The sequence below is a fragment of the Gemmatimonas sp. genome, from assembly GCF_046594945.1.
In the GTDB taxonomy this organism is placed as follows: Bacteria; Gemmatimonadota; Gemmatimonadetes; order Gemmatimonadales; family Gemmatimonadaceae; genus Gemmatimonas.
Window position 1 is genome coordinate 25,346 of the sequence record NZ_JBKJRB010000051.1, and the last position, 22,290, is coordinate 47,635.

The following is a 22,290-nucleotide window of genomic DNA, read 5'->3' on the forward strand; positions in this document are numbered from 1 at the left end:
CGTGGTCAAGCCGTTGTCGTGAGCGGGAACGTTGCGCTCCCATGCGTAGGGCTTACGGCACGATCACCCGAGGCTTCGCGGGCTTGGTCCCGTTCAGCCGCGGACGCGGGCCATTGCCCACTTCCACTACGAGGTCCTTGATGTAGTTGGCGATCTTCGCGTAGTGCGGATAGTCGATGAACTCCGGCTCGTCACTGCGCTGGTGGTAGTCGCCATGCAGCCCGGTAAAGAAGAACGCGATCGGCACGCCTTGCTGCGCGTAGTTGAAATGATCGCTGCGGCCGTAAATGTTGTTGTAGCCGCTCCACGCGATCGGCTCGTCAAACTTGTAGTCCAAGGTGAGCGGCTTCGCCTGCTTCGTGTTCACCGCCTGCACGGTCTCGCCCAGGTCTTTCGAGTCGAAAAACGAACCCACCACGCCCACGTAATCCGGTCCACCACCCGGCACGTCCTCGGCGCGGCCACGTCCGATCATGTCCACATTGAGCTGCGCCACCACGGAGTCGATCGGCACGGTGGGGTTGCGTGTGAAGAACGCTGATCCTATGAGACCGCCTTCCTCGCCGGTGTGCCAGATGAACAGCGTGGAACGCTTGGGCTTCACCGGCATGGCCATCATCGCTTCGGCGATCTCCAGCACGCCCATCGAGCCCGAGCCGTCGTCGTCGGCGCCGTTGTTGATGGAATCGAGACGCGCCTTTGGATGCACTTGGCGGATGCTGTCCATGTTGACGCGAATCGTGCTGAGGATTTCCGGGCCGAGTCCCTGCATATTGTTCGCCAGCAGCAGCTTGTTCTTCTCGATGTTGAAGGCGCGAATCGAGTCCTTGTCCACCGGTACAGTGATGCCTACGTGATCGTTGTGCGCCCCGATCGCAACGTACTGGTGCTTGAGCACGGGATCGCTGCCCGGCACCACCGCCACCACGTTGCGCGCCCATTCGGTGGGCAACTCCACGAAATCCAGCGACGCCGTGACAGTGCCGCCCTTGAGGCCGGCCGAGAGTCCGTCGATGTTACGGCGCTTGAACAGACGCGCCGCGGCATCACGCGTGAGGCGAATCGTGGCCGGCGGCTGCAGCGCGGCGAGTTGCGTCTTGAGCAACGCGATCGAGTCGACGGGAGCGGATGGACGGCTCGCTGCCGCACCAGTTGCTCCACCAACGGGCGCGCCGCGCGGGGCGGCGAGCTGCGACGCCACGATCGGCTCGTTGAGCGCCACGCGCTGCGCCGGCGTGAGGGCGTCGAGGTCGATCACCGCGATGGCCACCGCATCGTCGAACCGTGAGCGCGGGGCAGCACTACCGCCGCGCACCGCGAACGCCTGCCCCTGACCGCCACGGGCACCGTTCGGATTCGGCAGCAACACCACAAACTTGCCGACCGCATCGGCCGACGAGATCTGCGTGGTGGAGTCACCTTGCGTACCGCCAAACACCACCTCGACGCCAGCGATGGAACGCGGTGCGCGCTGTCCCGGCACCGCCACAAAGTCGGTGTTCCACTCAATCGGGTTCCCGTCGACGGTCAGCCGCGAATGGTCGGTGAACTTGCGCCGGTGATACGGCAGTGTCTGGAAATACGTGCCGTTGTCACCACCAGGCAGCAGTCCGAGGCGCTTCACCTCAGCGGCGATCATATCGGTGCCCTTCATGTTGCCGACCCGACCAACTTGGCGGCCGAGCATGGAGTCGTCGGCGAACTGGTAGAGGCGGATCTGCAGGTCGCGCACGTTGATGGCCGCCGTGGTCGGCGCCGGCTTGAGCGTGGCGGGATTGCCGTACTGGTTGGTCTTGGCAGCCCCCTGCGCGGCCAGCAGCGCGGGAAGGGTGGCCAGGCCACACACGGATGCAGCGAGGGACAAGCGGGCGAGCCCGAAGGATCGCATGGTTGCTCCAGGGGAGAGTTGAGAGATGGTGGGACTACGGGAAGAATACGTGAGGCGTCCGCACAGTGTTCAGTCGATGGCAACGGGAGAGGCGGCGCGCCTGACCACGGGCCATATTGGGCTCGACCCTTTCCCGGACATCCGTAATGTGGCTGTTAGTCCCGTTCGTCCTGCAGGCGGCTAGCGCTCAAGCGCCAGTGCCGCCCACCACCTACGAGTTACTTCGCGCCGAGCATGCGCGCGGAACCGTCATGCGCGAAATAGATGCGGCGCTGTTGAGCGGGGACTCGGTGCGCCAACGGCTGGCCGTCCGGGCCGTGGGGCGTTTCGAACAGCGTGCGCTCGCGCCCAAGGTCATTCCGCTGCTCACAGCCCGCGCCGCGTCGGTTCGACGTGAGGCGGTGAATGCGTTGGGTCAAATGCGCTCGGGCTACGATCTGGCCGCGCTCCTGACTGGCGAGAAAGACGCCTCGGTACGCGCGGTGATTTATGAAACGCTCGGACGCACGCCAACGGCGCCGGGGGCCAGTGCCACGGCGGTAGCGGCCACGAACTTCGCCGCGGCGCAGCGGCTCACCGACGGGCTGCGCCACCAGGACCCCGTGGTGCGCGCCGGTGCCGCGCGCGGCATCGAGTCGCTGCTGCGGCGTTCGGCCCGCACGACAGCGCCACGTACTACCACCCTGCGAGCAATCCGCGACGCCGTACGTAGCAACAGCGACTCGGATACGCGACAGCTACTGCTGCTTGCGCTCACGGCCGCCAACGATCGCGACTCGGCAACGGTGACCGTGGCGCTTCGCGATACGAGCGCCGAGGTCCGCCGCGTGGCCGTTGCACTTGGCCAGCGTTGGGTAACCGATGATGCCCCGATGGTGCGCTGGCAGGCGCTCCGTGTGGCGGGCACCTGCGCCCGCGCCGCCGCACACGTGCGTGACAGCAGCGAGCATGTCGCGCTACTCGCGATCGACCTCTTGGGTGAGCTCACGTGCACCAATGCCACAGCGCTTGCCGCACTCGATGCGGAAAGTGACGCGCGGCGTCCGTGGCGACATCAAGCGCATGCCGCGGTGTCGTTGGCGAAGGTCGCACCGGGCCGTGCACCGGCCGTGGTGCAACGACTTGCCGTGTCCACCACGTGGCAGGCGCGCGTGTATGCCGCCAACGCCGCCAAGCTACTGAAGGACAGCATGACGCTGCGTGCGCTGGCACTCGACGAGGAACCCAACGTGGTCATCGCGGCCATGACCACGCGCGAGCAGGCGCTCCGCGCACTAGCAAGCAATCACGCCGGGCTCGCGCTTGCGGCCGCCACGCAGCTCAAGGGTGATGCAAAGCTGGCCAGCGCTCTGCCTCAACTGCGCGCCGCCTTCGACCGTTTTACCGCCATGAATCGTGTACGCCTTCGCGATCCGCGCGCTGCGCTGCTGGAGCGTGTCGGCGAAGCGGCTGACGGGCCCAGCACCATCTGGCTGCGCGAGCGGTTGAAGGATCTCGATCCAGCCATCGCCAGTAGCGCCGCGCAGTACCTGTCGAAGCTCACGGGGGCGACCGTATTGCCCATCACGACCCGCTATGAGCCGGCCGCCTTTCCAAGCGCCGACGCGCTACGGGGGCTCGACGGCGCGACCGCCACCATGCGCATTGCGGGCATTGGCAACGTTGACCTGGCGTTTCGCTTCGACGACGCACCAATGGCGGTACACACCTTCGTGACGCTGGCGAGCGCCGGGAAGTTCAATGGCCTTACCTTCCATCGTGTCGTGCCCAACTTCGTGATTCAAGGCGGCAGTCCTGGCGCCGATGAGTACGATCCGATCACCGATACGTTCATGCGCGACGAAGTGGGACTGGCGCGCAATGCGCGCGGCAGCCTCGGCATCAGCACCCGCGGTCGCGATACCGGCGACGGGCAGATTTACGTGAATCTCGTGAACAACTTCCGGCTCGACCACGACTACACGGTGTTCGCGAATGTGGTACGTGGACTTACGCTCATCGACCGTGTACAGGAAGGCGACGTGATCGAGTCGATCGTCGTGCACCGCGCCACCACCGCTTCGCCGCGCCGTCCGTGATGCTTGCGTCGATCTTCTCTCCGCTACTGCTATCGGCCACACTCTCGGCCGCGTCGATCAGCAACGCCACGCAGCCCGATACGGCGGCCCTGCGCGGCGCCCGTCAGCCGGCCACGTCGGCAACCGGTGCGCTGGTGTTTGCGCACGACGGCCAGCTGTATCTGCAGTCAAGCCACGGTGGAGTGGTGGTACGCATTACGAACGGTTCGGCGTGGCATCGTGATCCCGCGTGGACGGCTGACGGCAGCGCCATCGTGTTCGCCTCCGACTCATTGGGCAACTACGACCTGTGGCGCATGCCGATAAACGCGGCAGCCAACGGCGGTGTGCAGTCCGGTGCGAGGGCGCGACTCACCAGCAGCGTGGCGCCTGAGACGGCGCCCAGTGTCGACCCCGATGGACGGGTGGCCTTCGTGCGAGGCAGCGGCGGTGCCACGCGAATATGGCTGCGCAATGCGGATGGAGCCGAGCAGCGCCTCACGAATACGGACCAGACGGAGCGCGCGCCGCGGCTGTCTCCCGACGGCACGCGCATCGCGTGGATTGTGATCAACGAGGCCGGCCGCCGCGTGATGGTGCGACCCGTGGGCGGGGGCGCGCAGACTACGGCCAGCAGCGATGCGACGGCGGAATCGGTGGATTGGTCGCCGGATGGACGGCTGGCGGTGTCGACGCGAAGTGGGGTGTACGCCGTGGCCACTGATGGCTCGTTCAGCGCCCTCGTGTCCAAGGCACACGGCGACGTGGACTGGTCGGCCGACGGTCGCTACATCACGATCGCCGAGTATTCGGAGGTCGTGCTCGGGTACAACGGGGATCCCGATCGCGGGCTCGATCGCAGCGCCACCGAACGATTCACCGGTGCTGCGGTTTCTGCAGCGGCGGTGAAGGGTGATGCCATAATCCGCGTGCTGGCGCCGGCCGCGCCGGACGCGGGACGGGTGGCCGCTGTTTCATCGCTGCCAGAAGGTCGCGCGGTACGCAACGCGGCGGCGTTCGATCGACTCTGGGAGCGAATGACTCGCACGTATTTCAGCGGTGCCGAGACTGCCACGCGTGGCGCGCAGTGGGATGCCGTGCGCACGTCGTACCGACCTCGCGCGCTGGCCGCCGCGAACGACAGCGTCCTGCAGCAGCTGCTGTACGACGCGCAGCAGGCGCGTCCGGCTCTTCGCGCCGATGCGAAGGGGCGCGCCGCAGTGTCGAGTGCACATCCGGTGTCTACCGAGGCGGGGCTCGAGATCATGCGACGCGGCGGCAACGTGGTCGATGCCGCCGTCGCGGTCAGCTTCGCCTTGGGTGTGGTGGAGCCAGACGCCAGCGGCATCGGCGGCTACGGTGAGATGGTGATCGCGCTCAAGGGTCGCGCCGCCCCAACGCTGATCGAGTTCATGAGCCGCGTGCCGGAAGAGGGCGGCTTGAACAACACGTCGCTGCTGGTGAACGGACGCTATCCCAGCGATGGTCCGGTGTTGGTGAATGTGCCGGGCACGGTGGCGGGGATGTATGCGGCGTGGCAGAAATACGGCAGCAAAAAGCTCCCGTGGGCCGACCTGCTGGCGCCAGCGATTCGCGCGGCGCGCAATGGCTACGAGGTCAGTCAGGGACTCGCCACCACGCTGGCCACTGAACGCGAACACTTCGCGAAGTACGATGGCAGTCGCGCCCTGTTCTTCCGGAACGGACAGCCCATGGTGGCCGGTGACACGGTAAAGAACCCCGACCTGGCGTGGGTGCTGGAACAGATCGCCGCGAAGGGAGCCAATGGCTTCTACAAGGGCGACGTGGCCACCAAGTGGGTGGCCGATCTGCGCGGCAAGGGCAATGCGATGAAGCTGTCGGACCTCGCACGCTACTTCGCGCCCGAGCGCGAGCCGATTCGCGGCACCTATCGCGACTACACGATCTACTCGAGTGCGCCACCGGTGAGTGGAGGGGCCGAACTCGTTGGGCGTCTCAATCTGCTGGAGCAGTCTCCTGCCCCATCGCGCACAGGCAAGCGCTACACCGACGACCCGGCCTCGCTGCACGCGGCGCTGTCGGCCTGGTTTCTGGTGCCCTCGTCGCGCAATCGCATCGCCGATCCCGCCATGTGGCCAATCGAGGTGGCGCCGATCGTGAACAAGGACACGGCGCGCCTGCGCTGGCGCTGCTTCGATGCCAACAAGGCCCTCACACCGGCATCAGTGCGCGGTGACACGTTGACGTGTCTCCCGAAAGCAGCAGCGCCGGCGGCGGCACCGGCCAAGCCGGCTGATGCGCTCAACGCCGACACGTCGCGCCACACGGCAGAGTCGCCGTGCGGCGACGAACATGCCGCTGAAATGACCGTCTGCCATGCGGCCGGCACGACCGCGTTCACGGTGGCCGACAACGACGGCAACGCGGTCGCCGTCACGCAGACTCTTGGCACCTGGGGTGGCAACTTCTACGTCACACCCGGACTCGGCTTTCTCAGCAACGACAAGCTCACCAGTTACGGCACCGACGCCACGCAGTACGGTTCGCGATTGCCGTTCGCGCGTCATGGCAGCACACTCGCCCCCACGATCGCCTACAAGAACGGCAAGCCATTCTTTGCGGTGGGCGCCGCCGGCAACGCGTGGATCACGTCGGCGGTGTATCAGACGTTGCTCGGTGCGCTCGACTACAACCTGGGTCCGCAAGCGGCGCTCGAGCTGCCGCGCTACTTGCCGAGTGGTGGCTTCGGCGTCGCACCGACTGCCGCGGCCGGAACACCGGTACCGTACACGCTGCAACTGGAAAACGGGTTCTCGCCCACGGTCATCAGGCGCCTTCGCGCCCTCGGCTACGACATCAATTTCGTATCGCTGCCGGGTGAACTGCGCGAAGGCTATGGATCGGCGGTGCGCATAGACGGCAAGGTGGTGACCGCCGGCGCCGACCCGAGACGGGCCGGCGCGGCGGGCGCCATCAAGTAGCGCGCCGCCTGCGGCATCATCCTACTGCTTCATGCTCGGTGCCTTCTCCTTGTTCCAGACGAACCGCTTGAGGAACGCGCCCATGCGGTCGAAGGTGTCGATCCAGTTCGCGTGCAGCATGGACTCGTGCAAATCATCCGGCACCACAATCAGCTCGTGATAGATGTCGCGGGCGCGGAGCAACTGCACGAGTCCCACGGTCTGCGCAAAGTCCACGTTGCGATCGTCGTCGCCGTGCACCAGAAACACCGGCGACTTCCAGCTGTCGATAGCGCCAACGGCGGACGACGTGAATGCCAGGTTTGCCGTATCAATCACGTTGCCGTACAGGTGTACGCCGGCCAAGTCGGCACCGGCCACGAAGATATCGGAGTTACGCGCCAACGCCTGCGACGTGAGCAGGCCACCGTACGATAGTCCCCAGATGCCAACACGCGTGGGATCGACATCGGCGCGCGCCTGCAGATACTTCGCGCCGGCCACGACATCCTGATACTCGGAGTTGCCGCGCGCCTGCGTGTTCGGCGCATTCGTGAAGCTCCGGCCGTACCCCACGCCACTGCGGTAGTTGATGGAGAGCACTACGTACCCCTGATCGGCGAGCCACTGATTCACGGCGTACGCCCAGTGATAGAACTGCATGTAGTGGTACCCGGGCATCATCTGCCGGCGCGGACCACCGTGCACAAAGATCAACGCCGGCCGCTTCTCGCCGGGCTTCATGTCCTTGGGCAAGAACAGCGTATTGCTTAACTCGAGGCCGTCGGCGGCTTTCGTTTTCACGATCTCCGGCACCACATGCGACGCCGTGGGAAAGCTCGCGGCGAGCGTGGGGAACACGCGCTTCGGTGCGCCGCCCGACGTGGGCACGATCGCGATCGACGCGGGCGTTTTCGCATCGAAGTAGATCACCGCCAGCGACTTGCCACTGGCCAGCGGCTGCGGATAGGTCTCAATGCCGTCGCCCGTAGACACGCGGCGCGGCGTGCCGCCCGACGTGGACACCGCCCAGATATGGCGACGCTCGATATCGGTGGCGTTCGTGCAGTAGTACAGCGTGCTCCCGCCATCCTTCGACAACGCCACCGACGTCGCATTCTCAATCATGCCATCGGTGGTCGTGAGCAACGTGGGCTCGCCACCGCCTACCGGAATGCTGTACCACCGATCCCACTCGTCGTTCGGCACGTTCACGGGAAAGATCACGCTGTTCCCGGCCCACGCCATGTTGTTGAGCGATGTAAATACGCTGTCGCGCGGCGCGTTGCGCCACACGCGCTTGGTATCGCCCGTGGCCACGTCGGCAATCATCAATTCAAGCGTGTGTCCCGCAGCAAACGTGGCGGTGTAAAAGCCAGGTGAACGCCGAAGGCTTGTGCGGGCTGAATCCGGACGGCCCTCTGGTGCCGTGCGCACCGCACCGCCGACCAATCCAGCCGCACAGCCTCCCGAGGGGTTTCCCGCAACGGGTGCGGCGTTGGCGTTCGTGGCGGCTCCCGCCGGATTGCCGATGCCACTGGTGCCACGTTGCTGCTGGTTGCCGAACGGTGTGCCCGGGCGACGATAAAATGCCAGTCGTTTGCTGTCGGGTGACCAAGTTGGACCACCGTCGCAATCGACACTCGGCGCGATGTACTTCACCGTGTGCGTGGGCACGTCGTACACCGCGATGAAGGCGTGATTCTCACGATCACTCACGAAGGCGACGCGCTTGCCATCGGGCGACCATGTGGGCGTTCCGTTGCGACCCCACGCTTGAATGAACGGGACGCCGCCGGTATCCATCGCGGCAACCGGTGCACCACGCATCACGCGGGCGCGATAGATCTGTCCATCGCGCGTGAAAAGCACCGTGCGCCCGTCGGGCGACAACTCGGGTGACGCGCCTGCCGCCACGCGCCACGCCGGACCACCCGTGGAGCGCACCGCCCAGATCGCGCGTTCGGCACCATTCGGGTCGTGCGACGGGTTCGCCACCCACCCGTACCGATTGGGCGCCGACCCACGCACGAATACGATGATGCTGCCGTCGTCGGATAGCTCGACATCGGTCAGGTCGGTGCCGTCATCCTTGAGAAAGCTGGTCACGCGCACCGCGCGAAAGTCGGGCCCGGCGGCGGTGTACACGTTGCGGAGTCCGCGGTCGTACACCATCCACGCAATGCGATCCGCCTTCCGGGCGGAAGCGAGCGTGAGTGGCGAGGCCGGCGACATGAACTGTTCGATGGTCGCCTTGCCGGCTCGCTGGGCGTGAGCCAGTTCGGGCCACACTGTCGCGCTGACGGCCGACGCGCACACGGCCGTCGCTCCGAGTGTCAACGCAGAACGAACCGTGCGAACGTGCAAACGCGCGAATGTCATGGACGGGTGGGTAAGAGGTCTACCCGAAACTACGTGCCGCCGTGGCGCCTCGCTGACGTCCGGCCCACCGAGATCACGAGGCTTTGCTCTGCTGGCTGCACACGCGGCACCACCTGCACCCGCACCCGCAGTGTCACGCGTCCATCGCGTTGAGACGTGAACGACGCCTCGGGAATGGCCTCACGCACGGCGGGTCGTGTGGCCGCGGGTGGCGCCTCGTCGAACGAGAGCTGCACGGTCCCTTCGCCTTGCAGCGCCCGCGCGTGCACGCGATCTCCCGCGCGCACCGAAACCCGCAGCTTCTGATCGATGCGGGCCAGCACGGGCAGCAGGATCGTGGCCTGCGGGCAGGCATCGCTCAACAGGACCGGCTGATCTGGGTAGTCGCGAACGAGCGGCATCGCCATCGCACGCGCCGAGTCGGCTGGTGGCAACGCGCCGAGCTCCCGATCGATCGCTCCCCTACCGGGCCGCATGGCCTGCATAGCGCTGTCGAGCATGTACGGATTGGGCGTCACCGCTGCCTCAATGAGCGAATCGGCAGCGCCAGCCGGAATGGGTCGCGTGGGGTCGGACGTTACGGGCCAGCGCACGCTGATGCGGCGTGACCCGTCCCGACTCACCCCTTCGAACAGGTAGTACCCCTGGGCGCCCGGCACGAGATAGCGTAGCCCGCTCACGCTGTCCCCGTTTACCAGTCGGATGGCCAGCGGCGGCATGGTCGTGTCGATCGGCAAACCGAACGGAATCGCCGATGCAGCGACGCTGCGCGTGACCAGGTGCCCACACAAGCGCGCCGTCATGCGGTCGTCGCGACGCGTCGTGACAAGAATGCGCACCGTGCTGTCACTATCGGCCCGCGCTTCCCAGCGTCCATCAGTTTCGACCACCGTGAGCGCGAGCGCGGCCGGCATGATCGGCGCTGACGACGCGCCTGCCTCGAGACGCGAGGTGGACGGCGCGCCCTCTCGGCAGCTGCCGAGCGCCGTACAGCAAACGAGCGCCGAACCAACGACGAGTGCCGCGCGAGGGGAGACGGCGCGAGAGCGACAACGAACTGGCATCAGCGTAAGAAACCAAGAAGGCATCAGAATAACCAGAGAAACACCAGAAAGGCCGAACGCGTGTGCGCTCGGCCTCTCGGTACTTACCACCTGATCACGACAACAGCACGTGGCCCAGCCGAAGCATCACGGCGGAGTCGGACTGTTGGCGATACCGGTGCCACCGAAGGTGTAGAACTCCTGATTCTTCACCGCGAGTTCCTTGGCTGGCACCGGCATCTCACGCGGCGTACCGACGAGCAGTCCACCGGTGACACGACGACGCTGGTAGTACGACACCGGGCCAAGACCGAGTAGTTCAATTTCCTGCTCGTAAATCAGCTTCTGCAGCAGCGCAGCCTGGCCTTCGCCGGCGGTAGCCGCCGAAAGACCGCCGCGATCGACCCGCGTGGTGTTGATCAGGTTCGCGGCCGTGGTGAGGTTGCCGCCCGAACGACGCAGCTCGGCTTCCGCCCAGAGCAGATCGTTTTGGTTGCGGCTGATGACCGGCGCCACACCGAAGCCGCCGTAGATCGCGTTCGGTGACTGCTCGCCCGACTTATCGTAGCGGATATGGCCGATGTTCGACTGGTGGTACATACCGCGATCAGGACGGAAAATCTCTTCCGTGGAGTACACGAAGTCCGTGCCACCGCTCGCCGTTTTGGGCCTGACGCCGAAATTGCTGGAAAAATCAGGGTCATTTGGACCAAACGTACCGTCGCCCATCCGCTTGTCGGCGGAATTCGGGCGCGCATTGCCGCCGTTCGGATACGGCGTGCGCTGCGTGGCCGGATCGAGCAGGTTGGCCACGCGCGTGTGCACTCGACCGCCGTCGAACGCGTTGAACCAATACAAGATCTCGTGGCACCACGAGCTGCAGCCGTCACCGGTGAAGTTGAAATCGAACTTCGCGCCCGACGAAATACCGCCTGCCGCGAGCGCCGACACGGCCGCCCAATCTACCGCCGCATTTTCTTCCGGCGTGCGCGGGTAGTAGGCGAGCGTCATCGCCGCCATCGTCTTGGCGAGCTGCGCAATCTGCACGTTGGTGTACGACGTGCCGTTGGTCCAGCCGCTGGGCGTAGTGAACGAGTTGGCCGTGGCCAGCGTCGTCGCTTCGGCGAATGAGGCGACGGCCGCATCCCGCACCTGCTTGCGCGTCTTGTACTCGAGCGTGATGAGGTCCGTGTTCTCGTCGATCACGTACCCCTTGTCGTAGTTGAGTGCGATGCCCATGAGCGAGGCACCACGCATCAGCTGCGCAATCGTTTCCGCCCGCTTCGTGTTGGCGGCGTTGGTGATCACGAGGTTGTTCTTGCGGATGGCCGTGAGCACATCCACCGCTGACGACAGCGTGCTGTAGTACCCCTGCCAATAGCCGATCATCGTGGTACGGGCGGCCGACGCCAGATCGTTCTTATAAGCGCGCGTGTTGCGCGTGCCGTCGGCATCGATCGACGAGTAGAAGTTCATGTTGTAGTTGTTCCACGAGGCCGCGTAGGTCTGGGCCATCGTGACGAGCGGTCCGCCCCCTTCCATGCCGTCGTAGGTGTTGAACCACGAGCGCATGGTGCCGCCCGCGACGGCTTCGATGGCAGCAGGATCCGCCAGCGCGCGCTTGGAATCGGGCGCGTTGGGGTTCTCGACGTCGAGCGTATTGCAGGCGGCGAGGAGCAGCGCCCCCATGCCGACCGCGAGTGTGCGATTTCGCATGAATGTAGAACTCCGGTTGGCGGCGCTCACAGTCCGAGCTCCAGCATGAACGTGAACGTCTTGAAAATTGGATACGTGAAGTAGTCGACGCGATACGCGAACGGGTTGGATGACCCCGATCCGCCCGATCCGCCCGCTCCGCGCGGGACACTCGAGACACCCGAGACATCCGGATCGTAACCGGAGTACTTGGTGGACGTGAACAGGTTTCGGCCAACCACGCCAAGGCGCGCCGTGCGTCCTTCGCCCATGCCGATGCGCTTCACGAGCGACGCCGGCAGCTCGTAGTTCACGGCGAGTTCGCGCAGACGCACGTAGCTGCCACTTTCCACAAAGTAGTCGTTGGCGTCGAAGTTGTTGTAGAACGTCGCGTAGTACGGCGTCGGCTTCTTCTCGACTTCCGGCTTGCTGCGCTGGTCGAACGCCGGGTCGCGCTGGTCGAAGAACGGCCACTGACGCGTGTAGTTGTAGATGTCGCCGCCCTGCACCCAGTTCACCACCGCCGTGACGGCGAACTTCTTCCAGTTCATCTGGGTGTTGAAGTTCAGATTGAAGTCGGGGTTCACATCGCCGATCTCGAACAGCGTGTTGCCGGTCGCGTCGGCGAACTTGATCGGACGCTCGGCGCCGGTGCGGTAGCCGCTCTTGGCTACGTAGAAGCCTTCTTCATTCTGCACGTAGTCGGCAGCGGTTCCGGCGAGCCGTTTCGAGGCCACCATCTCGCTGACCTGACTGGCCGAGCGGAGCCACTTGCTGCCGTACACGATGCCGAACGGCTGTCCGGACGCGAGGCGGAAGATGGTGGTATTGGCCACCGGTCCCACGAGATACGGTGGCACGTCGAGGCTACGAACCACCTGGCGCGTGCGGTCACCCGCGATGTTCACACGCCACAGGAAATCCTTTTTGTTGGCCAGCACCGCGCCGAGCAGGACTTCGTGTGTTTTGCCGCCCAGCGAGCCGGCGTTGAGCCACTGCGACTCGAAGCCGGTCGCGGCCGACACCGGAACATTAAGGATCTGGTCGTCGGTGATCTTGCTGGAGTAGCTGTACTCGAACGTGAAGTTCTTGAGGAAGTTGACGTTCAAGCCGGCTTCGATTTCGCGAGAGAACGCCGGACGGAGATTCGGGTTGCCTAGTGTGATCTTGACCGGGCTGCCGCCGCGAATCGCGAACTGCTCGTACTGCGCATCGAACACCGGACGGAGCCCCGCCTCGCCGTAAGACATGCGGAGCTTGAATTCGTCAACGCCGGGGAGCTTGAAGTCTTCCGACACGCGGTACGCGCCCGAGAGACGCTTGAAGAGCTTCGAGCGCTGATCGGCGCCGAACAGCGAGGACTCGTCGCGACGAATGAGTCCGTCAACAATGATCTTGTCCTTGATGTCGAACGTGGTGATGGCGAAGAAGTTCTGGTTGCGGATCGGCTGCGTGTAGGAGTTCGGAATGATCGGGCTCTCGGGATCGCGCGAGGCGGCGGAGAACTCGGTCACACGAGGCACGGTAAGCGACGAGGCGAAGATGCTCGTGCCGGTATTGTTCTGATCCTCGTACACCCACGCCAGCTTGGTGGTATTCGTAAACCACGACGTCGTTTTGGTGGCCGTCAGCGTGCTGCCGAGGTTGTAGGCCTTCGTCTGATCGACGTCGCTGGAGATGTTGCCCTTGTTCACCGTGCCGGTGGAGCCGATGTACCCGAGCGGCGTGTACGAGCGCAGTTCGCGCGAGCCGCGATCGAAGTTCGTATTGGCTTCGTAGGTGAGCCACTGGAACGGGCGATAGCGCACCTTGAGTGTGCCGGTGAAGCGGCTACGGTCGTTCAGGTTCTGGACGTTTGACCAGTTGTACAGTGGGTTGCTCACATTACCCGACGCCGGCGTCTGACGGATAGCCGCCTTGTACGGCGAGCCATTCGGATTCTTCTCCAGCAGGTCGATGTTCGGCTCGAGGAAGCGGAGACCGAAAAAGGCGTCGCCTGAGCTGTCGTCGGACGCGTCGGCCTTCGACTGCCCGTAGAACGCACCCGTCTGGAGGTCGAGCTTGGGGTGCAGCTCGAGATCGAGGTTCATGCGGAAATTCTGACGGTTGTAGCCGCTCAGCAAATTCGCGATGCCCTGATCCTTCGAATTCTGGAAGGAGGCGTTGAAGTTCGACTTCTCGTTGCGCTGGCCGACGGAGATGTAGTTCGTCATGAACTGTCCCGAGCGGAACACCTCACCCAGCTGGTCAAAGACCTTCGGGTATGAGTTGTCGGAAATCCGATCGTCTTCCTGCACGCGGTTGCCGTTGGCATCTCGCAGGAACTCGCCCGTGGCCGTGACCTTGTACGGATGCGAGAAGTTGTTCGGGATCGTTTTCCGGAGATCGTTGCTGCCGATCTCGTTGCGGACCGTCACGCTGGTCTGGCCGGCGGCGAGTGCCGCGCCACGCTTCGTGAAGATCTGCACCACGCCGTTGGCGGCGTCGGAGCCGTACAGCGAGCTCGCGGCCGCCCCCTTGATGACTTCGATACGCTCGATGTCTTCGGAGTTGATGTCGGCGAGCGACAGGCGCGAGATCGTGCCATCGACGATGATGAGCGGATCCTGACTGCCCGTGAGCGACGTCGGACCGCGGAGACGGATGCGCGGCGCCGATCCGGGCTCACCGTTGACGGCCGTCACACTGGCACCGGCCACACGGCCACTGAGGGCGCCGAGCGGAGAAGAGGCCGGCGCTTCCTTGATCTGCGCGTTGTCGACTGCTGCGACCGAGAAGGTCGTCTTCTTCTGCGAGGTCGCGTCCGACACACCCGTGGTGACGATCGTTTCGAGATTGAGGACGTCCTTCTCGAGCTCAAAGTTTTGCTCGCTGCGTCCGGCGGTCAGCGTGATCGAGCGGCGGATCGGGCGATAGCCGATCGTGCGCGCGAGCAGACTCACCGGCCGGCTGGCCCGCGACGGATCGACGGTAAACGAGTAGCGACCCTGCTGGTCGGTAACGGCACCGGCCGACAGTTCGATGAGGCCGATCTGTGTTCCACCCAACGGCTGCCCGTTCGAAGTGACGCGACCGGTAATGGTCATCGTCGCCTGCGCTTGCGCGGCGTCGGGTTGCAGTAGGAAGATCAATGAGGCGGCAGCGGCGTATAACCGCCGCGAGACGTGATGCATTCGTGCTCCGGGCCTGGGGAGTTCGTCCCTGTGGAGTGCGGCTTGTCGCAGGTACAAGCCGTCTGGAACCATGTTGCAATGTTAACCGCCAACGTCACACATCCGTCACTGGTTGTCGATCTTTTTGTGGGATCAGGTGTATATCTGGGGTTCGACCTTCCAAATTGGGATTAACCATGTCGGCTTTACGATCCGTCTCTGATCGCCCGTATTTACGGTCGGGCCCGCCATTTCGTCGACGGGTAGCCATGCTCTGTGTGGCCTTCCTGATCGTTCTCAAGCCGCTCGCCGCCCAGAGCGGATCTCAAGTCGCCCTGCTCCGCGGTCGGATCCTCGACGCCGTCTCCGGTGCACCATTGATCGGCGCCACCGTGGCCGCCACCACCACCGGGGCGAGTGTGCAAACCGACTCCGCAGGCCGGTACCGCATCGATGGTCTCAAAGTCGGCATCCACCGCTTCTTGGTGAGTGCCGCCGGTTATAACAGGGGCTCGGTCACGCTGGCCTTTGCCGCGCGCGAAGTGATGGAGCGGGATCTCGAGCTCGACCCGGTGGGGCGCACACTGTCCGCCGAGGACAGCGCCAAAGCTCAGGTCTTGCCCACTATGCCCGTTACCGCGCCCATGTCGGCGGGGCGGCGATTTGATGACTTCGAGCGGCGACGGACCACTGGCCGCGGGCAGTACCTCACTCGTACCCAGCTCGAAGAGGGACATTTTGGCACGTTGCAGGATGCCATGCGCCCGCTACGTGGCGTACGCTACTCCTGCGCGGGCTCCACCTGCTTGGTGCAGATGGCACGCGCACCGTTAGGCTGCTCGCCCGACTACGTGGTAGACGAGCGCGTGGACAACATGTTCGGTCCACTTGTTCCAGTGCGCGATATCCAAGCGATCGAGGTGTACACCGGCGCCAGTGATGTGCCGGGAGAGTTCGCCGGCACCAACGCCGGCTGCGGCGTGATCGTCATCTGGACCGCCAACGGTCGTGCAGCAAAGCGCAAATAGCGTGAGACCGCGTGTGGCGCGCCGTATGGCCTTCCGACTGAGGGTCCTGTTGGTCGCGATATTCGCACCCAGCGCGCTGGTTGTCACGGCCACGCCGGCGCCGCCGGTCACGAAAGCGCATGCGTTTGTGCATGCGACGACGTCCGTTGCCGCCGACAGCCTCAGCGTCGAGCAGTTCGCCGTGCTCGTACGCGGACTCTCGGACAACGGCGGCTACTTCGACACCGATAACCTGATCTCGAACGAGTCGAGCTATCTGCATCCGCTCACGACGCTCGACAAGCTCGGTGTGCGCGGTGGCGCTTACATCGGTGTGGGACCCGACCAAAACTTCAGTCTGATCGCTCGTGTGAATCCGTCGATCGCCTTCATCACGGATATCCGCCGCGACAATCAGTTACACCATCTGTTGTTCAAAGCACTGTTCGAGCGCGCGCGTAACCGCACCGAGTACGTGGCGCTCTGGCTCGGACGCACCGTGCCGTCCAACATCGAGTCGCTCCGCGACCAGCCCATCGACTCCATTGTGGCGTGGGCCGCCCGTACGCCTGCGACACCGGCGAGTGCGGATGCCGCCGTACGCGACGTCCGCGCGCGCGTCATGCGATATGGTCTCTCCATGTCGGAACGCGATCTCGCGACGATCGAGCGATTCCATCGCACGTTCATGGCGCAAGGTCCCACGTTGCGTTTCACGAGCACCGGTCGCGCGCCCCGCGACTACTATCCCACGCTCGGACAGTTGATGACCGAGAAGGATCTCGCCGGTCGGCAAGCCAGCTATCTGGCGCGGGATCGCGACTTCCAGGTGGTGAAGTCGCTCGAGCGACGCAATCTCGTCATTCCCGTGGTCGGCGATCTCTCGGGCCCCAGCACGTTGCTCCGCATCGGCACCGTGCTGCGTGAGCGACGGGAAGCGCTGTCGGTGCTGTATGCGTCGAATGTGGAAGACTATCTCATCCGCGACGGTCGCTTCTCGGCGTATGCACGGTACGTAGCTCGCCTTCCACGCCAAGCACAGAGTGTCATCGTGCGCAGCTGGTTCGGAGGCCCGGGATCGCATCCGGCGTCGGTAGCGGGCTACTACACCACGCAGCTCGTGCAAACCGTGGCGTCGTTCGCGGCCGACAGTGCCGTGTCGCGTGTACGCAGCTATCGGGAGCTCGTGCAGCGGCAATGGGAACGCTAGAGCGGCGCGTCTTCAGGTGATCGACGCGCAATGAACAGTACGCGAAGGGCATGTCTATGCGGGTCCGTCGTAGGGCTTCAAGGCCAACTGCTCGTTGGACCCGGGCGCGGAATCGCGTGATCTCACGGTAGGGATCGGTGGAGTTCGGTCGCCGGTAAACGCGGGGCGTCGCCGCACAGTCCGTCACCACACGCCGGGCTCAGGTTTAGGCCATGCGAACGTTGCATACACGGATCTTGCGGCTTCGAAAATCGTGGCGTAGCGTCAAAGGTCCCGCTCCTTGGCACACCCACCTTGTGGATGCAGTGGAGAACTCATGTCGACCAGCACTCGCTCCCCGACTCACTGGTTCCTGATTTTCGGAGCCGCCCTCTCGATCACCACGGCGTGTTCAGCGGCGGATCCGGTGGCGCCGCGCGTAGCCGACGCCACCGCTGCCACCGAGCTCGCGCCAGCTGCCACGCGCCTCGGGTCCGACGTGTCCAAGGCGCTCGCATCACTGCGTAGCTCCACCGCAGCGTTTCACAACGTGGGCGCCGCCATGGCCGCTGGATATGCCAATCCGGCCGGTCTTCCGTGCGTATCCAGCCCGGCGGGAACGATGGGCGTGCATGTCGTGAAGGCGTCACTGCTGGACCAGGCAGTGGTACCAAACGAGCCGGAGCTCCTGCTCTACCTTCCAAAGGCCAATGGCAAATTCAAGCTCGTCGCCGTCGAATACCTGGTGCCGGTGCTGGTCCGCAACAACGCGACCAACGACGTGTATCCGTGGTTTGGGATGACTCCATGGGGCGCTGGCTACACGCAAATAACGCAGCGGCCCTCGGTGTTCGGTGAGCTGTTCGAGGGACCGATGCCCGGCCACGATGCCGGAATGCCGTGGCACTACGACAAGCACGTGTGGGCGTGGGACACGAATCCCAGCGGGATGTTCAGCCAGTGGAATCCGTCCATCAGCTGCCCCTGACGAACGATCCCCTGCGCTACCGTCGTGAGGCGAGCGCGGGGGTTGAACGTGCGAAGAAACGCCGTGTCGTCCTGAGCGGCGCTCAGGACGACACGGCGTTGTGGCGCGCGCTCAGGGATGTCGGAAGGCCACCATCATTGCCCGCCGAGCGTGATATTCAACGCTGCGCGTGACGGGGACGCTGTCGATTGGCTTCCCACTCGATGAAGGGGCCGTCGAAGTCCACTAGGCGTGACCCGTCGAACCACCACACGCGCGTGGCGACCTCGCGCAGGAATGCGCGGTCGTGGCTCACGAGCAGCACGGTACCCTCGTACTCGTCCAGTGCGTCCTCCAGCACCTCGATGTTCTCGACGTCGAGATGATTCGTGGGCTCGTCGAGCACCAGCAGATTGGCCCCCGACAGCGTGATCAGCGCGAGCGCCACGCGGGCGCGCTCGCCACCGCTCAGCGTATGAATTTCGCGGAACACCTCATCGCCGGTGAAACCGAACGCGCCGAGGTGGTTCTGCACGTTCCCTCGATTCCAGAGCGGCCGCTGGGCTTGAATCGCGTCCGACAACGACATGCGGAGCGGCAGGTCGGCCAAGTCCTGCCTGAAATAGGCGGGCGTGATTGAACTTCCCACTTTCGCCTCGCCACTCGCCGGCGTGCGATCACCGAGGAGCGTGGAGATGAACGAAGATTTCCCCGCACCGTTGGGGCCCACGAGCGCGACAAAGTCGTTGCGTCGCAGTACCGCCGTGAACGCTTCCACCAACACGCGTCCGGGTACTTCTACACGGAGCTCGTTGATCGACACGACCTGATCGCCGCCGCGTTCCGCGATTTTGAACTCGAGCGACATCGCCGCCGGATCGCCTGGAGGCGGCGCCAGACGCGGCAAGCGCTCCAGACGTTTGCGCTTGCCCTTCGCCTGGAACGAGTTCACACCCGCGAGATTGCGCATGATGTAGTCCTGTTCCTTCTTCACGTACGCGCGCTGCTTCTCCAGCTCACGCTCGCGTGTAAGACGGCGTTCGGCCCGCTGCGGCACGAACTGGCTGTAGTTGCCCTTGTACGACTCGCTCGACTTCGCTTCGATGTGCAGGATGTTCGTGCAGATCGCGTCGAGGAAGGCACGATCATGCGACACGACGATCACCGTTTCATCGGCCTCCGTAAGCCACTCCTGCAGCCAGGTCGTGGTATCGAGGTCGAGATGATTGGTGGGCTCGTCGAGCAGTAGCAGATCGGCGGGCGCGATGAGTTGCGCCGCGAGACCGACTCGCCCTCGCTCGCCGCCGGAAAGCGTCGACACCAACCGCCCTCTCGACTCCTCGGCGTCGAAGCCGAGCCCTTGGAGCACCGCATCGACGCGGGCGTGATAGATGTAGCCCCCGAGGTCGGCGAAGCGCTCCTGGTCGTGCCCGAACCGTTCGAGCATCTCGTCGGTGACCTTGTCGCCCAGTTCCCCCAGCGCCATTGCTTGGTCGGCGATCCGCTGTTCGAGGGCCATGACATCACGCCAAGCCGCCGCACCCGCCTGCCACACGGTGGTGGCACCTTCGAAGGCCCGGTGTTGGTCGAGCAGCGCGTGCCGAAGTCCCGGCTGGCGTGCGACGGCTCCCGTTGTGGGATGGAGGTCGCCGGTGATGACGCTGAAGATCGACGTCTTGCCGGCACCATTCCGTCCGATGATTCCCCACCGCTCGCCCTCGGCCACGGTGAACGTGATGTTCTTGAGGAGTTCGGTGGCGCCGAACGAGATGCCGATATTGGAGCAGGAAAGAAGGGTCACGCGGCGATCGAGGAAACGGGAAGTAGGCGACGAAAGGACCGCGACGAGATCTCGCGAGTCTCATCCACGGCCACTCATATTCTAGCGCAGTTCCCGCCTGGCACGAATTCTCCCTGCTGAACGAAGTCCCCCAGAAGGGCGTGCGACTCAGCGCGTCATGGCTGTCGCGACATGCGGAATGTGACGCTGACGCTGGTGGACATCTGTATCTCGGGTGCTTGGGCCTGCTGCCCGAAGCGCGAATCGAAGTACAGCGCGGTCGGCTGCTGGAATCCGAAATTCCCGGTCGAATTCACGGACACGATGGCGCCCAGTTTCGCGCCGAGCGCGGAGGCTATGACCTCCGCATCGCGTCGCGCTGCGTCAAGTGTTTCGCCGATGCGGGAGCGGCGGACGGAATCCGCCGTACTGGCTTCGAAGGTGAGCGACGAGCTGGTCCCGGCGCCGGCACTGACGGCGGCCGCGACGATCTGTCCCAATTGGTCGAGCCGATCGATCTGCACCCGCAGGACCGACCGCGAAAGACTCGTGGCCGGCGCTGTATTCCCGGGAAATCCGTTCGGCTGCGGCGACGGACCCACACCGTATGAGATGGGCGCTTCGACTCGCACGCGACTGCCGAATTTGCTTAACGCGTCCGACACGGTCTTCAGCTTGATGTCGACACGCGCAATGGCATCGGCCGGGGTTTCGGCTGTTCCTTCTACGATAAGATACAGCGACGCACGATCGGGAAGGACTTTGCTGTTCCGCACCGCCGATACCGTGACGAGCGTGTCTCGCGCTGGTTGTGCGGTGAGCGAGAGGGGCAACAACAGAGCGGCGAAGAGAGAGAGCGAAGAGCGCATCGATTGATGGATTGATTGTGAAGACAGGTGACGCAATGATTGGCCGTGCAGTAGTAAGATGCGCGTACATGCGCGACTCCGCCACTGCGGCGTACGCGCGCCACCATAAAGATCACCGAACACAATACTTAGGTATTGACCTTAGTATAATCCTGTGATAGGATCTATCCATCCGATCAGGGAATTACCCATCGAATGGTGAGGAGATGGTTCGATCCGCCGTCGTTGACGAAGTTTTTCATGCCTTGTCCAATTCGACTCGGCGGAAAGTCCTGGAGCATCTGTCTGTCGGACGAGCCACGGTCGGCGAGCTGGCCGCACCGTTCGCCATGACGCTCCCCGCGTTCGTGCAGCACCTCTCGGTACTCGAGCAGAGCCGACTGGTGACGTCGAAGAAGCGAGGGCGAGTGCGGACGTATGAGATCGCTCCTGAACGGTTCACGGTCGTTGACGACTGGCTGACCGAGCGGCGTCAGTTGTGGGAGGCCCGATTAAATCGGTTCGACGCATACATCCAACAGCTCAACGAGAAGGAGTCACAGCGATGAGCAGGCCCTTCACGATCAATCCGAAACTTGATTTCGCGCTCGAACGGTTCATCGATGCGCCCACGCGTCTCGTGTGGGAGGCGTTGACGAAGCCGGAACATCTCAAGGAGTGGTATATGCCCAAGCCGTGGGGTCGCGTTTCGCGTTGCGAAATGGACGTGCGACCGGGCGGCATATTCAGCATCGACATTGCTACGTCAGACGGTCAAGAGATGCCGAACGTCGGCTGTTTCCTGGACGTCATTCCGATGCAGCGACTTGTCTGGACGTCGATGTTGTTTCCCGACTATCGCCCGGCAGTGTTCGACGACATTCCGATCACCGCCATTGTCTCGCTGGAAGCCGTGGGCACCGGAACACGCTACGTGTTCACCGCACTGCATCGGGATGAGGCCGACTGTGCGAAGAATAAAGCGTCTGGTTTTCTTCAGGGAACCGAGATCGCGCTCGATCAGCTGGTGGCACACGTGCAGTCGTTGAAATAGGTCAAGGCGATGGAGGACCCAATGCTGTTCGGTTGCTGACGAGGCCGCAACGTCGTGCGTGGTGCCGTCAGGCGGCGTAGGGCACGTGCGTCTCGTGGAACAGGTGCTGAATGAATTGCCGTGGCGTCTGGCGGCGGAAGAGCGGTCGGCGCACGGCGGCGCGCCGAACCACCACTGCTGCTGTGGCGGTTCTTCGCGGGCCTTCGCGGCCGTCGCGTACTTCGCGCGACCGGCGGTGCTTTCGGTTGCCTCGGTGCGCTCGGACCGCCAGCTGGTTCGCGCGACG

At 64.2% G+C, this 22,290-nt stretch carries 15 protein-coding genes; 8 read left to right on the forward strand and 7 right to left on the reverse strand.

Features of this window, described 5'->3' with window-relative positions:
* Positions 1–52: 52 nt before the first annotated feature.
* Positions 53–1,888, reverse strand: a complete 1,836-nt coding sequence (locus ACLL97_RS05620) for a M28 family peptidase (RefSeq protein WP_411279499.1) — start codon at positions 1,886–1,888, stop codon at positions 53–55.
* A gap of 146 nt (positions 1,889–2,034) precedes the next feature.
* Here ACLL97_RS05620 and ACLL97_RS05625 point away from each other — a divergent pair, with 146 nt between their 5' ends.
* Together ACLL97_RS05625 and ACLL97_RS05630 are read left to right on the forward strand one after the other, a co-directional pair.
* Positions 2,035–3,966, forward strand: a complete 1,932-nt coding sequence (locus tag ACLL97_RS05625) for a peptidylprolyl isomerase (RefSeq protein WP_411279500.1) — start codon at positions 2,035–2,037, stop codon at positions 3,964–3,966.
* Complete coding sequence (locus ACLL97_RS05630) at positions 3,966–6,908, forward strand: gamma-glutamyltransferase (protein WP_411279514.1); 2,943 nt, start codon at positions 3,966–3,968, stop codon at positions 6,906–6,908. Before ACLL97_RS05625 ends, ACLL97_RS05630 begins: the two co-directional genes overlap by 1 nt.
* A 21-nt stretch (positions 6,909–6,929) precedes the next feature.
* On the opposite strand, the gene ACLL97_RS05635 is transcribed toward ACLL97_RS05630, so the two are convergent.
* The 4 genes from ACLL97_RS05635 to ACLL97_RS05650 all read right to left on the reverse strand — a co-directional run bounded on the left by ACLL97_RS05635 (position 6,930) and on the right by ACLL97_RS05650 (position 15,180).
* Entirely contained in the window at positions 6,930–9,269 is a 2,340-nt protein-coding gene (locus ACLL97_RS05635; protein WP_411279501.1) for a S9 family peptidase, read from the reverse strand.
* A gap of 29 nt (positions 9,270–9,298) precedes the next feature.
* Positions 9,299–10,333 (reverse strand): hypothetical protein, encoded by a 1,035-nt coding sequence (locus ACLL97_RS05640; protein ID WP_411279502.1) that lies wholly within the window; start codon positions 10,331–10,333, stop codon positions 9,299–9,301.
* Between the two features lie 126 nt (positions 10,334–10,459).
* Positions 10,460–12,028 (reverse strand): hypothetical protein, encoded by a 1,569-nt coding sequence (locus tag ACLL97_RS05645; protein WP_411279503.1) that lies wholly within the window; start codon positions 12,026–12,028, stop codon positions 10,460–10,462.
* 26 nt (positions 12,029–12,054) lie between these two features.
* Positions 12,055–15,180: a SusC/RagA family TonB-linked outer membrane protein gene (locus ACLL97_RS05650; RefSeq protein WP_411279504.1), complete on the reverse strand. Its 3,126-nt coding sequence runs from the start codon at positions 15,178–15,180 to the stop codon at positions 12,055–12,057.
* Positions 15,181–15,428: 248 nt separating this feature from the next.
* Between ACLL97_RS05650 and ACLL97_RS05655 the strand changes: the two genes are divergently transcribed.
* The 3 genes from ACLL97_RS05655 (at position 15,429) to ACLL97_RS05665 (ending at position 18,343) form a co-directional block, all read left to right on the forward strand.
* Positions 15,429–16,187 carry a carboxypeptidase regulatory-like domain-containing protein gene (locus ACLL97_RS05655; RefSeq protein WP_411279505.1) on the forward strand — a complete coding sequence of 253 codons (759 nt, stop codon included), beginning with the start codon at positions 15,429–15,431 and terminating at the stop codon, positions 16,185–16,187.
* Between the two features lie 49 nt (positions 16,188–16,236).
* Positions 16,237–17,376, forward strand: a complete 1,140-nt coding sequence (locus tag ACLL97_RS05660; protein ID WP_411279506.1) for a hypothetical protein — start codon at positions 16,237–16,239, stop codon at positions 17,374–17,376.
* A gap of 316 nt (positions 17,377–17,692) precedes the next feature.
* Complete coding sequence (locus tag ACLL97_RS05665) at positions 17,693–18,343, forward strand: hypothetical protein (RefSeq protein ID WP_411279507.1); 651 nt, start codon at positions 17,693–17,695, stop codon at positions 18,341–18,343.
* A gap of 157 nt (positions 18,344–18,500) precedes the next feature.
* Here ACLL97_RS05665 and ACLL97_RS05670 read toward each other — a convergent pair whose 3' ends face one another.
* Together ACLL97_RS05670 and ACLL97_RS05675 are read right to left on the reverse strand one after the other, a co-directional pair.
* Entirely contained in the window at positions 18,501–20,123 is a 1,623-nt protein-coding gene (locus tag ACLL97_RS05670; RefSeq protein WP_411279508.1) for an ABC-F family ATP-binding cassette domain-containing protein, read from the reverse strand.
* Between the two features lie 155 nt (positions 20,124–20,278).
* A complete protein-coding gene (locus ACLL97_RS05675; RefSeq protein ID WP_411279509.1) occupies positions 20,279–20,971 on the reverse strand; it encodes an SIMPL domain-containing protein in 693 nt (230 codons plus the stop codon).
* 206 nt (positions 20,972–21,177) lie between these two features.
* Here ACLL97_RS05675 and ACLL97_RS05680 point away from each other — a divergent pair, with 206 nt between their 5' ends.
* The 3 genes from ACLL97_RS05680 to ACLL97_RS05690 form a co-directional block, all read left to right on the forward strand.
* Complete coding sequence (locus tag ACLL97_RS05680) at positions 21,178–21,519, forward strand: ArsR/SmtB family transcription factor (RefSeq protein ID WP_411279510.1); 342 nt, start codon at positions 21,178–21,180, stop codon at positions 21,517–21,519.
* On the forward strand, positions 21,516–22,004 hold the full coding sequence (locus ACLL97_RS05685; protein ID WP_411279511.1) for an SRPBCC family protein: 489 nt from the start codon (positions 21,516–21,518) through the stop codon (positions 22,002–22,004). Before ACLL97_RS05680 ends, ACLL97_RS05685 begins: the two co-directional genes overlap by 4 nt.
* Positions 22,005–22,089: 85 nt before the next feature.
* Positions 22,090–22,290: hypothetical protein (locus ACLL97_RS05690; protein ID WP_411279512.1), on the forward strand; the 201-nt coding region annotated here is incomplete at its 3' end.

Bases quoted from the DNA above. Each gene is read 5' to 3' on its own strand.
- ACLL97_RS05640 (WP_411279502.1), bottom strand. From the start codon at position 10,333: ATGCCAGTTCGTTGTCGCTCTCGCGCCGTCTCCCCTCGCGCGGCACTC.
- ACLL97_RS05625 (WP_411279500.1), top strand. From the start codon at position 2,035: ATGTGGCTGTTAGTCCCGTTCGTCCTGCAGGCGGCTAGCGCTCAAGCG.
- ACLL97_RS05675 (WP_411279509.1), bottom strand. From the start codon at position 20,971: ATGCGCTCTTCGCTCTCTCTCTTCGCCGCTCTGTTGTTGCCCCTCTCG.
- ACLL97_RS05620 (WP_411279499.1), bottom strand. From the start codon at position 1,888: ATGCGATCCTTCGGGCTCGCCCGCTTGTCCCTCGCTGCATCCGTGTGT.
- ACLL97_RS05630 (WP_411279514.1), top strand. From the start codon at position 3,966: ATGCTTGCGTCGATCTTCTCTCCGCTACTGCTATCGGCCACACTCTCG.
- ACLL97_RS05680 (WP_411279510.1), top strand. From the start codon at position 21,178: ATGGTTCGATCCGCCGTCGTTGACGAAGTTTTTCATGCCTTGTCCAAT.
- ACLL97_RS05655 (WP_411279505.1), top strand. From the start codon at position 15,429: ATGCTCTGTGTGGCCTTCCTGATCGTTCTCAAGCCGCTCGCCGCCCAG.
- ACLL97_RS05685 (WP_411279511.1), top strand. From the start codon at position 21,516: ATGAGCAGGCCCTTCACGATCAATCCGAAACTTGATTTCGCGCTCGAA.
- ACLL97_RS05665 (WP_411279507.1), top strand. From the start codon at position 17,693: ATGTCGACCAGCACTCGCTCCCCGACTCACTGGTTCCTGATTTTCGGA.
- ACLL97_RS05645 (WP_411279503.1), bottom strand. From the start codon at position 12,028: ATGCGAAATCGCACACTCGCGGTCGGCATGGGGGCGCTGCTCCTCGCC.
- ACLL97_RS05650 (WP_411279504.1), bottom strand. From the start codon at position 15,180: ATGCATCACGTCTCGCGGCGGTTATACGCCGCTGCCGCCTCATTGATC.
- ACLL97_RS05635 (WP_411279501.1), bottom strand. From the start codon at position 9,269: ATGACATTCGCGCGTTTGCACGTTCGCACGGTTCGTTCTGCGTTGACA.